The sequence below is a fragment of the Stenotrophomonas rhizophila genome (assembly GCF_001704155.1).
Taxonomy (GTDB): Bacteria; Pseudomonadota; Gammaproteobacteria; order Xanthomonadales; family Xanthomonadaceae; genus Stenotrophomonas; species Stenotrophomonas rhizophila_A.
The window spans coordinates 1,103,848-1,116,624 of sequence record NZ_CP016294.1; the positions used below are offsets into that span (position 1 = coordinate 1,103,848).

Annotated in this window: 11 protein-coding genes; 5 read left to right on the forward strand and 6 right to left on the reverse strand. The window is 67.1% G+C overall.

Features of this window, described 5'->3' with window-relative positions; genetic code table 11:
- Position 1 precedes the first annotated feature (1 nt).
- Positions 2-877, reverse strand: a complete 876-nt coding sequence (locus BAY15_RS04910; RefSeq protein ID WP_068849499.1) for an AraC family transcriptional regulator — start codon at positions 875-877, stop codon at positions 2-4.
- Between the two features lie 140 nt (positions 878-1,017).
- Here BAY15_RS04910 and BAY15_RS04915 point away from each other — a divergent pair, with 140 nt between their 5' ends.
- The 4 genes from BAY15_RS04915 (at position 1,018) to BAY15_RS04930 (ending at position 5,907) form a co-directional block, all read left to right on the forward strand.
- Entirely contained in the window at positions 1,018-2,082 is a 1,065-nt protein-coding gene (locus BAY15_RS04915) for an aldo/keto reductase (protein ID WP_068849501.1), read from the forward strand.
- 89 nt (positions 2,083-2,171) lie between these two features.
- Positions 2,172-4,049 carry a propionate--CoA ligase gene (prpE, locus tag BAY15_RS04920; protein ID WP_068849503.1) on the forward strand — a complete coding sequence of 626 codons (1,878 nt, stop codon included), beginning with the start codon at positions 2,172-2,174 and terminating at the stop codon, positions 4,047-4,049.
- 223 nt (positions 4,050-4,272) lie between these two features.
- On the forward strand, positions 4,273-4,767 hold the full coding sequence (locus BAY15_RS04925; protein ID WP_068849505.1) for a hypothetical protein: 495 nt from the start codon (positions 4,273-4,275) through the stop codon (positions 4,765-4,767).
- A gap of 66 nt (positions 4,768-4,833) precedes the next feature.
- Positions 4,834-5,907, forward strand: a complete 1,074-nt coding sequence (locus BAY15_RS04930; protein WP_237334316.1) for a suppressor of fused domain protein — start codon at positions 4,834-4,836, stop codon at positions 5,905-5,907.
- A gap of 19 nt (positions 5,908-5,926) precedes the next feature.
- On the opposite strand, the gene BAY15_RS04935 is transcribed toward BAY15_RS04930, so the two are convergent.
- The 5 genes from BAY15_RS04935 to BAY15_RS04955 form a co-directional block, all read right to left on the reverse strand.
- Positions 5,927-6,538 carry a glutathione S-transferase N-terminal domain-containing protein gene (locus tag BAY15_RS04935; protein WP_068849507.1) on the reverse strand — a complete coding sequence of 204 codons (612 nt, stop codon included), beginning with the start codon at positions 6,536-6,538 and terminating at the stop codon, positions 5,927-5,929.
- An 89-nt stretch (positions 6,539-6,627) separates the two neighbouring features.
- Positions 6,628-7,086 (reverse strand): cell wall hydrolase, encoded by a 459-nt coding sequence (locus BAY15_RS04940; RefSeq protein WP_068849509.1) that lies wholly within the window; start codon positions 7,084-7,086, stop codon positions 6,628-6,630.
- Between the two features lie 290 nt (positions 7,087-7,376).
- Positions 7,377-9,410 carry an NADPH-dependent 2,4-dienoyl-CoA reductase gene (locus tag BAY15_RS04945; RefSeq protein WP_068849511.1) on the reverse strand — a complete coding sequence of 678 codons (2,034 nt, stop codon included), beginning with the start codon at positions 9,408-9,410 and terminating at the stop codon, positions 7,377-7,379.
- A 61-nt stretch (positions 9,411-9,471) separates the two neighbouring features.
- Positions 9,472-10,083, reverse strand: a complete 612-nt coding sequence (locus BAY15_RS04950) for a YczE/YyaS/YitT family protein (RefSeq protein WP_068849513.1) — start codon at positions 10,081-10,083, stop codon at positions 9,472-9,474.
- Between the two features lie 100 nt (positions 10,084-10,183).
- A complete protein-coding gene (locus BAY15_RS04955) occupies positions 10,184-11,209 on the reverse strand; it encodes a zinc-binding alcohol dehydrogenase family protein (protein ID WP_068849515.1) in 1,026 nt (341 codons plus the stop codon).
- A 371-nt stretch (positions 11,210-11,580) separates the two neighbouring features.
- Here BAY15_RS04955 and BAY15_RS04960 point away from each other — a divergent pair, with 371 nt between their 5' ends.
- The gene (locus BAY15_RS04960; RefSeq protein ID WP_068849517.1) at positions 11,581-12,660 is read left to right on the forward strand and encodes an OmpA family protein; all 1,080 of its coding nucleotides are present in this window, start codon (positions 11,581-11,583) and stop codon (positions 12,658-12,660) included.
- Positions 12,661-12,777: the final 117 nt, after the last annotated feature.

Sequence of the window (12,777 nt, forward strand, 5' to 3'; positions counted from 1 at the left end):
GCTACCCGGCGCGCAACCGCCCTGCATCTTTCGCCGGCGGCGCGCCGAATACGCGGAGGTAGTCGCGGCTGAACTGCGAGGGGCTTTCGTAGCCGACGCGGAAGCCGGCGCTGGCCGCGTCCAGTGCATCGCCCACCATCAACCGGCGCGCCTCCTGCAGGCGCAGGCGGGTGCGGAACTCCAGCGGGCTCAGCGTGGTGATCGCCTTGAAGTGCTGGTGGAAACTGGAGCGGCTCATGCCGGCCACCTCGGCGACCTGTTCGATCCGGCACGGCTGGTGGAAGTTCGTCTTGATCCACGCGATGGCGCGGGCGATCTGGTTGAGCCGGCTGTCGGCCTGCGCGATGTGGCGCAGGATCCCGCCACCGGGCCCCTGCAGCAGCCGGTACAGCAGTTCGCGCACGGTCAGGGGCGCCAGCGCGTCGATATCAGACGGTGCGTCCAGCAGCGCCAGCAGGCGAACCGCAGCATCCAGCAGTTCCGGGCTGGTGCGGTTGAGCGACAGCCCGCTGGCGGGCGCCGGCGCCGGCGCGGCCGGGTGGGCGAGGGCGAGTTCGGACAACGTGGCCATGTCCAGATCCAGCTGCAGGCACAGATAGGGCCGTTCGGGACTGGCCTGGATCACCGAGCCCATCACCGGCAGATCCACCGAGGCGATCAGGTAATGCTGCGGGTCATAGCGGTACGAGGTCGCGCCCAGGTGCGCCTGTTTGACGCCTTGGCCGACCAGGCACACGGTGGGTTCGTAGATCACCGGCATGGGCAGCGTCGGCGATGCGGCGCGGATCAGCGTGACCCCCGGCAGTGCGACGGCATGCATGCCGTCGGACGGCGCGTGGCGGTCCAGCAGGGCAACGAAGGCAGCGAGTCGGTCCATGCCGTTGGATGGTACAGGCCGACCGGCGCGGGGCGCGTGGGAGATGGACGATCGTGCAAGCCTGCCGGACGCACAGGCTATCGCCTCGCGGAGCCGCCGCCGGAAGATTCCCGGCACTTCCCTGGCGCGAGGCCCTGCCGATGACCACCACCGCCCTCAATCACTACCGCCTGCTCGGACGATCCGGCCTGCGCGTGTCGCCGCTCTCGTTGGGCACCATGACCTTCGGTGCCGACTGGGGCTGGGGCGCCGACGACGCCGAGGCCGCGCGCATCTTCGATGCGTATGTCGAGCGTGGCGGCAACTTCATCGACACCGCCGTGAACTACACCAACGGCAGCGCCGAACGCATCCTCGGCAGGCTGATCAAGGCCATGCGCGAACGCATCGTGCTCGCCACCAAGTTCACCATGGCGCGCGAGGCGGGCAATCCCAATGCCGGTGGCAACCACCGCCTCAACCTGGTGCGCTCCGTGGAAACCAGCCTGCGCCAGCTCGATACCGATCGTGTCGACCTGCTGTACCTGCACGCGTGGGACTTCACGACATCGCCGCAGGAGGTGATGCGTGCGCTCGACGATCTGGTCCGCGCGGGCAAGGTGCTTTACCTGGGCATCTGCAACACGCCGGCATGGCGCGTGGCGCAGATGCAGACCCTGGCCGACCTGCGCGGCTGGTCGCCGTTCGTCGCGCTGCAGATCGAGTACAGCCTGCTCGAGCGTACCGTGGAGCACGAGTTGATGCCGATGGCCGAAGCGCTCGGTCTCGGCGTGCTGCCCTGGTCGCCGCTGGGCGGCGGGGTGCTCACCGGCAAGTACAGCCGCGCGGATCTGACCGACGACAATGCCGCCGACGTATCGCCCACGCGCAAGGGCGTGATCGCGTCCACCGGGCACCTAACCGGGCGCGCCCTGGATATCGCCGACGTGGTCGGTGTTATCGCCGGGGAGCTGGGTGCCAGCCGTTCGCAGGTCGCCCTGGCCTGGACGCTGCGGCATCCGGCCGTGGTCTCGCCGGTCATGGGCGCGCGCACCCTGGCGCAGTTCCAGGACAATATCGGTGCGCTGGACATCGTGTTCAGTGATGCGCAGCTGCAACGCCTGGACGCGGCGAGCGCGCCGGCACCGATCTTCCCCGCGCGTTTCATCGCACGGCCGATGGCGCAGCAGCTGATCAGTGGTGGAAGCCGGATCCGGAGCCGGTAGCACCGGGCCCTCCTACGACCAAGGTCGGACGGCCGGTCCATCGCCATCGGACTATGCTCGATCCCATGACTTTGTCTGGGAGGGCTGTCATGCGTTATGAAGAGGTTTACCGTCGGTCGGTGGAGGAACCCGAAGCGTTCTGGGCCGAGGAAGCGCACCGGATCTACTGGCATGTACCGCCGCAGCAGGTCCTGGATTACAGCAACCCGCCATTCCGGCGCTGGTACGTGGGGGGCCAGACCAACCTCTGCTACAACGCGGTGGACCGGCACCTGGCCGAGCGCCCCGACCAGCTGGCGCTGGTGGCCATTTCCACCGAGACCAACGTCACCCGCGAAATCACCTACCGCGAGCTGTACCGCGAAGTGAATGCGTTCGCCGCCGTGCTGCAGCGGCTGGATGTGCAGCGCGGCGACCGCGTGGTGATCTACATGCCGAACATGGCCGAGGCGGTCTTCGCCATGCTGGCCTGCGCCCGCATCGGCGCCATCCACTCGGTGGTGTTCGGTGGGTTTGCCGCGCACAACCTGGCGCTGCGCATCGACGATGCCGCGCCCAAGCTGCTGATCGCCGCCGATGCCGGCAAGCGCGGCGGCAAGGTGATTCCATACAAGGCGATGGTGGATGCGGCCTGCGCCGAAGCGCAGTCGCCGCCGCCGCACGTGCTGATCGTCTCGCGCGGGCTGGACCCGGCCGAGCCGAAGGTGCCGGGCCGTGACGTCGACTACGCGACCCTGCGCGACGAAGTCGGCGACCAGGACGTGCCGGTGGTGTGGCTGGAATCAAGCGAACCCAGCTACCTGCTGTACACCTCCGGCACCACCGGCAAGCCCAAGGGTGTGCAGCGCGACGTGGGCGGCTATGCGGTGGCGATGGCGCAGTCCATGGAAACCGTGTTCGACTGCAAGCCGGGCCAGGTGATGTTCTCCACCTCGGACGTCGGCTGGGCGGTGGGGCATTCCTATAACGTCTACGGCCCTCTGATCGGCGGCTGCACCTCGCTGTTGTACGAAGGGCTGCCCACCAACCCGGATCCGGGCATCTGGTGGGCGCTGTGCGAGCAGTACGGCGTTCGCACGTTGTTCTCGTCGCCGACCGCGATCCGTGTGCTGAAGAAGCACGATGCCGACTTCATCCGACGCCATGACCTCGATGCACTCAGGTACGTGTTCCTTGCCGGCGAGCCACTGGACGAGCCGACCGCGCACTGGATCAACGATGCGCTGGGCAAGCCGATCATCGACAACTACTGGCAGACCGAAACCGGCTGGCCGGCGCTGACCCTGCTGCCGGGCGTGGACCTCAAGCCGGTGCGTTTCGGTTCGCCGGGCTTCCCCAACCTCGGTTACCGCATGAAGGTGATCGATGAGAACACCGGCGCCGAAGTGCAGGCCGGGCAGAAGGGCGTGCTGGTGATGGTGCCGCCGCTGCCGCCGGGCTGCATGAGCACGGTCTGGAACGACGACGACCGTTTCATCCAGAGCTATTTCAGCCACTTCAAGGAACTGCTGTACAGCTCGCTGGACTGGGCGATCCGCGACGAAGACGGCTACACCTTCATCCTTGGCCGCACCGACGATGTGATCAACGTAGCCGGGCACCGGCTGGGCACGCGGGAGATCGAGGAATGCATCTCCGGGCACCCGCTGGTGGCCGAGGCGGCGGTGATCGGGGTCAAGGACGAGCTCAAGGGCCAGGTGCCGCTGGTCTTCGTCACCCTCAAGCAGGCGGTCGACGGCGATGGCAGCGCGGTGGTGGCCGAGATGATGAAGCGCGTGACCGATACCTTGGGCGCGGTCGCGCGCCCGGCGCACATCCACCTGGTCAACGCCCTGCCCAAGACCCGCTCGGGCAAGCTGCTGCGCCGTTCACTGCAGGCCCTGGCCGAGCATCGCGACCCGGGCGACCTGTCCACCCTGGACGACCCCGGCGCGCTGGACGAGATCCGCAGGGCGCTGGGGCGGTAACTCCCTCCGACGCCCGGCGACCGTGTCCCGTGCTGCGGTGCATTATCCGCCGCGCGGGACCTCGGTTAAGCTGCGGGGGTGATCGTTGTGGGTCCGATGCGCGACACGCCGGGGATGGCGTGCGCGGCCCGGGCTGCTGTCTGGACGACCGCAAGGGGGCGTACGGGTTCCGGTGACCGCCGGGGAGCGTGCGTGCAGGGGGACCAGGTAACAGGGGGAACACATGGCGTACATCCATGCCAAGACGGCCGCTGGCCGTCAGGAAATCGAAGACCGCGCGCGCCGGCTGGTGCCGGGGTTGCGCTCCATTCTGCTGATGGTTGATGGTCAGCGCGATGACAACGAATTGACCGCGATGTTGCCCGGGCTGCGCGCGCCGGACGACGCGCTGGCCCAGCTGGCGGAGATGGGCCTGATCGAAGTGGTCGGTGGTGCGCTGGCGCCAGCCGCGCCACGGGCGCTGACCTCCGGTCGCGAACAGGACCCGGTGCTGTACAAGCAGCTGTATGACTGGATGAGCGAATCGGTCCGCAGGCATCTCGGCCTGAAGGGCTACTTCATGCAGCTCAAGATCGAGCGCTGTACCGATGCGGCCAGCCTGGAAAAACTGTGGCCGGAGATGGCCGCCGCCGTGTCCAAGGCGAAGAGTCCCGCGTTGGCCAACCGCTGGCTGGAGGAAACCCGCGCGCTGCTGCACAGCGATGCGCAGCCCGCCTGAGGAGAGCGGCACGGCGCAGCGATGATGGCGTACATTGGCGTCCTTGCGGGGCGCCAGGAGCAGCGCGTGGACGAACAACACATCGACAACAGCCTCGACGCCGGCAACGACGACGGCACCCCGGGCTGGGACGCCATCAACGCGGCCCTGGCCGCGCTGTACCCCGGCCAGGAGCCGCGCCATTACGGCACCGCGCTGCCGTACACGCTGGGTGGGCGCGATCCGCTCGATGGCATCAGCGTGTACCGTGCCGAGCTGCCGCGCCCGCACTGGCATTACGTCACCTACGGTTTCTCCGAGCTGTACGACAAGCAGAGCGATGACGCTGACAGCAGCGGCTTCGGCTTCGAGCTCACCTTCCGCCTGGCCATCGACAGCGGCGAGGACACCCCGCCGGCATGGCCGATGAACCTGCTGCAGAACCTGGCGCGCTACGTGTTCGGCAGCGGCAACGTGTTCGAGGCCGGGCACCACATGAATGCCAACGGTCCGATCGCGCTGGATACCGACACCTGCCTGCGCCACCTGGCCTTCATGCCCGATCCGCAGCTGCCGGCGCGGGCCACGCCCAATGGTGAACTGGCGTTCCTGCAGGTGATCGGGCTGAGCGACGACGAGATGGCGGCGATCAAGCGCTGGTCGACCGACGGGGTGCTGCAGGCATTGGCGCCGCGCATGCCGCTGTGGATCACCGACCTGCACCGTGCCAGCCTGCTGGATGACCCGGCGCTGGTAAGGCAACTGCAGGAAGGCAGCGAACGCGAAGGGTCCAGTACCGCGGTCCTGTTCGTGGAGACCCTGGCGTGGCGCGAAGAAGGCAACCAGGTCGTGCTGGTGCTGGGGGCGGGGCAGGTGCCCAATGTGCTTGAACTGCTGCCGCTGCGCCTGCGCCATGGCAATCCGTTGACCATCGTCAGCCGCGAACACGAGTGGGTGTTCGCCCCCGGTGACCGCGATGCTGTCGCCAAGGACGGGGAGGGCATGCGCTGCACGCTGACTGCGCAGGGCCTGGATGCGCTGGAGCAGCAGGTGCAGGCTGGGCGCGGGCGCTATCCCGTACCGGGCACGGGGCTGGTGGTGGAAGTAGTGCCGACCGCACTGCGCGATGCGCATGGCAATGTGGTGCGCGAGATCGGCTGATCGCGCGCACCACATTCGTTTATTGCAGGCCTTCGGCCTTCAGCGCGGCCTGCACGCCGGTGTCGGCTTCCATCCGGGTCTTGAACGCAGCCAGGTTGTCCAGGCCGGCCAGGTCGACCTTGGCACCGGCTGCCCAGCGCAGGGTGATGTAGAAGTATGCGTCGGCGTAGCTGCGGAAGCCGGCCAGCCAGGGCTTGTCAGCCAGCTGGCGGTTGGCGGTCTCGAACAGGCCGCGCAGGCGCTTGCGGGCGGCGTCGCGGATCGCGTCGTACTGGCTGTCATCGGCGATGAACTTGGCCGGTGCGAACAGCGGGGAGAACGCCGGGTGCACGTCCGAGTTGACGAAGGCCAGCCAGCGGTTGGCTTCAGCGCGCTGCTGCGGGCTGCCGTCGCCGCCCAGGCCGGCCTGCGGGTAGCTGTCGGCGATGTAGCCCATGATGGCCGCGTTCTGGGTCAGCACGAAGCTGCCGTCGACGATGGTCGGCACCGAGCCGGCCGGATTGATCGCAAGATAGGCCGGGGCCTTCAGGGTGTCCTTGTCGAGCAGTTCCACCTCGAACGGCTGGCCGGTCCACTGCAGGGCGATGTGGTCGGCGGTGGAGCAGGCACCGGGCTTGCTGTACAGCTTCATGGGGAACTCCGTCGGGATGCAGGAAAGGTAAGCGGCCCACTATTCCAGAGCCGGCCCCGCATCCTCAACGGTATGGCCGTAACAGATCGTTACGACGCGCGTGGCTTGAGTTTCTGCACGCGATAGAACGTGTGGTCGCCGATGGTGGCCACCTGGTAGGCATTGCGCCAGCTGGGGCTGGCGATGGACAGCGCGGCGAAGTGGCTGGCACCGGGCACGATTTCCTTGCGCTCGCCTTCCGGCAGCGCCCAGTTGCGCTCGGCATCAAAGGCCACGGTCATGGCTTCTTCCCATGCATCGGTGTTGCCCAGCTGGGTGCCCGGCGCCACGATGGTCGGTGCGAACTGCTTGCGTGCGGTGACCACCTTGCACATCGAATCGCCCCACAGCCCGCTGTCCAGCCGGCGCAGCGCCACTTCCGCAACGGCTTGCTGGCCGCGCAGGGTCTGGTCACGCGCTTCGAGGTAGACGGTCGTGCTCAAGCACAGCGAATCGGCGGCCGGCTGGGGCAACAACTGCGACAGCCAGAGAATCCAGGCCAGTTTCATAAATCTCCTTGCTCCGTATGGGCCGCACCTGGCTGTCCATCCGATCAACGGGATGGGGCGGGGTGTACGACTTGGCGTCATGGGGAGGCGGCCATCGGGGCCGCCCGGGAGCGGCACCCGAAAGACGTGGGGGCCGCGCGCTCACTCGAACTGGGTGGTGAGCGGGAAAGTTGGCGCACGATAGGGGGGGATTTCGCAACGCATCCTGAACCGAAAGGCTTGACATTCAGGTTCGGAAGGGGGCCGTTTTCGCCCATTCAGGGAGTGCCGGCCGGCGGCCGGCACTCCGGTTACAGCGCTGCCGCCAGGCGGCTGCCCTGGTTGATCGCGCGCTTTGCATCCAGTTCCGCGGCCACATCGGCACCGCCGATCAGGTGCGCATCCACGCCTGCGGCCAGCAGTGCGGCATGCAGGTCGCGGCGCGGTTCCTGGCCGGCGCAGACCACCACGTGGCTCACCGGCAGGGTCTGTTCCTGGCCATCGATGCGGATGCGCAGGCCGTCGTCGTCCACGCCCAGGTATTCCACGCCGCCCAGCATCTTCACGCCCTTGGCCTTGAGCGTGGCGCGGTGGATCCAGCCGGTGGTCTTGCCCAGCCGTGCGCCGGGCTTGCCCGGGCTGCGCTGCAGCAGCCAGACCTTGCGGGCGGGGGGCTCGGGCTGCGGCCGGGCCAGCGCGCCACGTGCCTCGAAGTTCGGGTCAACGCCCCATTCGGCCATCCAGCGGGCCGGGTCCAGCGCGGGGGAGGGGCCCTCGTGCACCAGGAACTCGCCCACGTCGAAGCCGATGCCACCGGCACCGATGATCGCCGCTTCCGCGCCAACCTCCACCCGGCCCAGCAGCACATCGAGATAGCTGACCACCTTGGGATGGTCGGCGCCGGGGAAGTCGACCTGGCGCGGGGTGATGCCGGTGGCGACCACCACCGCATCGAAGCCGGCCAGCGTGGCGACGTCGGCCACGGTATCGAGCTTCACGCTCACGCCAGTTTCGTCCAGTTTGTGGCGGAAGTAGCGCAGCGTTTCGTGGAATTCTTCCTTGCCGGGAATGCGCTTGGCCACGTTGAACTGGCCGCCGATCTCGCTGCCGGCGTCGAACAGGGTGACCGCATGCCCGCGTTCGGCGGCCACCGTGGCGCAGGCAAGGCCGGCCGGACCGGCACCGACCACCGCGACCTTCTTCGGGGCCGTGGTGGGGCGGTAGACCAGTTCGGTTTCATGCACCGCGCGCGGGTTGACCAGGCAGCTGGCGGTCTTGTTCTCGAACACGTGGTCCAGGCACGCCTGGTTGCAGGCAATGCAGGTATTGATCGCGTGTGCGCGGCCGGCGCGCGCCTTGTTGGCCCATTCCGGGTCGGCCAGCAGCGGCCGTGCCAGCGACACCATGTCCGCGCCGCCGCCGGCCAGGATGTGTTCGGCCACGTCGGGCATGTTGATGCGGTTGGTGGCGATCACCGGCACGCGCACATGCGGCTTGAGCTTGGCGGTGACCCCGGCAAACGCCGCGCGCGGCACCGAGGTAGCGATGGTGGGCACGCGTGCTTCATGCCAGCCGATGCCGGAGTTGATCAGGGTGGCGCCGGCCGCTTCAATGGCCTTGGCCTGCTGCACGATCTCATCCCAGTTGCTGCCGTCCTCCACCAGGTCGACCAGTGACAACCGGTAGATGATGATGAAATCCGGGCCGCATGCTTCGCGGATGCGGCGCACGATCTCCACCGCGAACTGCATGCGCCGGGTAGCGTCGCCGCCCCAGCGATCGCCGCGCAGGTTGGTGCGCGGGGCGATGAACTCGTTGATCAGGTAGCCCTCCGAGCCCATCACCTCCACGCCGTCGTAGCCGGCTTCGCGGGCCAGCCGCGCGCTGCGCGCGTAATCGGCGATATGCCGTTCCACGCCACGTGCCGACAGCGCGCGCGGGGTGAACGGATTGATCGGCGCCTTCTTCTTCGACGGCGCCACCGACAGGGGGTGGTAGGCGTAACGGCCGGCGTGCAGCAGCTGCAGGCAGATCTTGCCGTCATGGTCGTGCACCGCCGCGGTGAGCTGGCGGTGTGGACCCACTTCCCACGGCCAGGACAGCTTGCCGCCGAACGGCTTGAGCCAGCCCACCACGTTGGGCGCATAGCCGCCGGTGACGATCAGCCCGACCCCACCCGCCGCGCGCTCGGCGAAGTACGCGGCCAGCCGCGGAAAGTCGCGCGCGCGGTCCTCCAGCCCGGTGTGCATGGACCCCATCAGGATGCGGTTGCGCAGGGTGGTGAAGCCCAGGTCGAGTGGGGCGAACAGGTGGGGGTAGGCGGGAGTTTCGGCGGCTGGCGACATGAAGATACGCTTGCGTACGGTAGGTGCGAAGGGTGCCGCGTATCGCCATTGCACGCAAGGGTCAGCGCAGGGCGGGCGCCGGCTCCGGTCTGCGCACGCCAAACAGGGGCAGCGTGTAGCCGCACAGGGGGCCGATCAGCAGCGCGAAGGCGAGGGTGCCCAGGCCGACGTTGCCGCCCAGGTACCAGCCGATGACCAGCACGGTGCCCTCGATCAGGCTGCGCACCAGCCAGATCGGCCAGCCGGTGCGGGCATGCAGGCCGGTCATCAGGCCATCGCGCGGGCCCGGTCCGAAACGGGCACCGATGTAGAGACCGGTGGCGACTGCCACCAGCAGCAGCCCCAGGGCAAACATCGGCACCTGCCACACCAGCCCGTGCACTTCCGGCAGCAGCCACAGGCCGAACTGCGCGCTGGGGCCGATCAGCAGCACGTTCAGCACCGTGCCCAGTCCCGGCTTCTGCCGGATCGGCCACCACAGCAGCAGCACCAGCGCTCCGATCACGTTGGTGGCTACGCCGAACGACAGCGGCGTCTGCAGCGCGATGCCCTGGGAGAGCACATCCCAGGGCGCCACGCCGATTGCGGCGCGGATCATCACCGCCGCGCCCATCCCGTACAGGAACAGGCCGATCAGCAGTTGCAGCAGGCGCAGGGGCAGTGAGGTGGGCATGGCGGCGTCATCGACAGGGCGTTTGACTGTAGGGCGCGCGCTGCCGCGCCGACAGATACAGATGCAGGCGAAAGCGCGCACACACCGCGCGCGCCGACGCTCACTCCCAGCCGGACAGCACCAGCTTGCCGGTGACCCCGCCGCCTTCCAGCAGGCGATGGGCTTCGCGCAGGTTGGCCGCATTGATGCTGCCCAACGAGGTATGCGCGGTGCTGCGCAGTTCACCGGCATCAACCAGGCTGGCCACCCGGCTGAGGATGCGGTGCTGTTCCACCATGTCGGCGGTCTGGAATCGCGATCGGGCGAACATGAATTCCCAATGGATGCCGATGCACTTGGCCTTGTAGGGATCGCCGATGCGGAGCGGGCCACGCGGTTCCACGATGAGGCCGACATGCCCCTGCGGTGCCAGCAGCTCGCCCAGCACCTCCCAGTAGTGGTCGGTGTCGGCCAGGTTCAGCGCCACCTCCACCTGCGCAATGCCCAGCGCCTGCAGCTGCGCCGGCAGCGGCTGGCGGTGATCGACCACATGGTCGGCGCCCATCCGGCGACACCATTCGGCCGAGTCGTCACGCGATGCGGTGGCTACCACGGTGAAGCCGGCATGGCGTGCCAGTTGAATCGCGATGGAACCGACACCGCCTGCACCGCCGATGACCAGCAGGGTCTGGCCAATGTGGCGGCGATCATCGAAATGCAGCGGCATGCGCTCGAACAGCAGTTCCCATGCGGTCAATACAGTCAGTGGCAGCGCTGCGGCTTCAGCGAAATCCAGCGTGGTCGGCTTGCGTCCCACCAGGCGCTCATCCACCCACTGCCACTGCGCATTGCTGCCGGGTCGCGTTACGTCGCCGGCGTAATACACCTCGTCGCCCGGAGCGAACGCGGTCACGTGCGCACCCACGGCTTCAACGGTGCCTGAAGCGTCAAATCCCAGGACGCGCGGGGGCGACACCTCACCGGCGCGCGGCGCGCGCTGCTTGGTGTCGACCGGATTCACTGAGACGGCATGAACGCGCACCAGAACGTCATGCCCCTGGGGCGCGCCGGGTTCAGGTAACGCGAGGTCAAGAAGCGAATCGACGTGGTCGATGGGCAGGTACCGAGAGAGGCCGACGGCTTTCATGGCAGCTCCTGTGGAGATGAACAACGTCATCATAAGGTCGCTTTTGAACCTGTTTGCGAGCTGAATCGCCGGCCTGCGACAAACTGCATCAAATACTGTGGCGAGCCTTTGAAAACTCTGGGAAAGTCCTGAAAAGCCTTGCCATTGTTGGGTCTTGCGGAAGTTCACCAACCTGTATAGGGTGCCACCAGCTGGACCCGGAGGAGGTCTGGTCGCTGATTTCACATGTTACGTGACCGTTAACATCGCCTTCACTCCCCTGAGCATAATGTTCGCGGCGGTGGCGTGCTGAATCGGCAGTCTTAAACGACGCAGTAGTGCTGGCCCATGCCTCTACCGGTTTCATACCCCCGAAATAGGAGCTGTATTACATGAACAAGAAGATCCTCACTGCCGCGCTGCTGGGCGGCCTGGCGTTTGCCCAGGCAGCCTCCGCGCAGGATTTTGATGACCGCTGGTACCTGACCGGTTCGGCCGGCTTCAACTTCCAGGATAGCGACCGTACGACCAACGACGCTCCGTTCGTTACCCTGGGTCTCGGCAAGTTCATCAGCCCCAACTGGTCGCTGGACGGCGAGCTGAACTACCAGAACCCGAACTTCGACGACAACCAGGACCTGAACTGGAGCCAGTACGGCGCCTCGGTCGACCTGCGCCGCCACTTCATCTCCGAAGGCCGTGGCTGGAACCCGTACCTGCTGATGGGTCTGGGCTACCAGAAGTCGGAAGAAGAGTTCTCGCGCCTGAACGATCGTCCGGGTGACCGCAAGGACGGCAACTTCGCCGCCAAGGTCGGCGTCGGCCTGCAGACCACCTTCGAAAAGCGCGTTGCAGTCCGCGCCGAAGTGGCCTACCGCGGTGACTTCGACGACAAGAGCATTGCCGCTGCGGACGAAAGCTGGTTCGGCGACGTGCTGGCCTCGGTCGGCGTCGTGATCCCGCTGGGCCCGCCGCCGGTTGCTGCCGTTGTTGCCCCGCCGCCGGTTGCCCCGAGCTGCGCAGACCTGGATGACGACGGTGACGGCGTCAACAACTGCGACGACAAGTGCCCGAACTCGCAGCCGGGTCAGACCATCGGTCCGGACGGTTGCCCGGTGCCGGTCTCCATCGACCTGAAGGGCGTCAACTTCGACTTCGACAAGTCGAACCTGCGTCCGGACGCCGTGGCGATCCTGTCCGAAGCTACCCAGATCCTGGTGCGTTACCCGGACATCCGCGTCGAAGTGGCTGGCCACACCGACCTGTGCGGCAAGGATGACTACAACCAGAAGCTGTCCGAGCGTCGTGCGACCGCCGTGTACAACTATCTGACCCAGAACGGCGTGGCTGCCAGCCGTCTGGCCGGTCCGATCGGTTATGGCGAGAGCCGTCCGCTGGAGCAGACCCCGCAGACCTTCCCGGCCTGCAAGAGCGAGAAGAACCGTCGTACCGAGCTGAACGTTCAGAACTAATCGTTCCGGAACATCAGTTTCAGGAAAGGGCCCGGCATTGCCGGGCCCTTTTTTTTGCCCTGTTCGCCAGGAATCAACAATAAATCCAACAAGTTGCCGTATTCATTGAATGTGGGA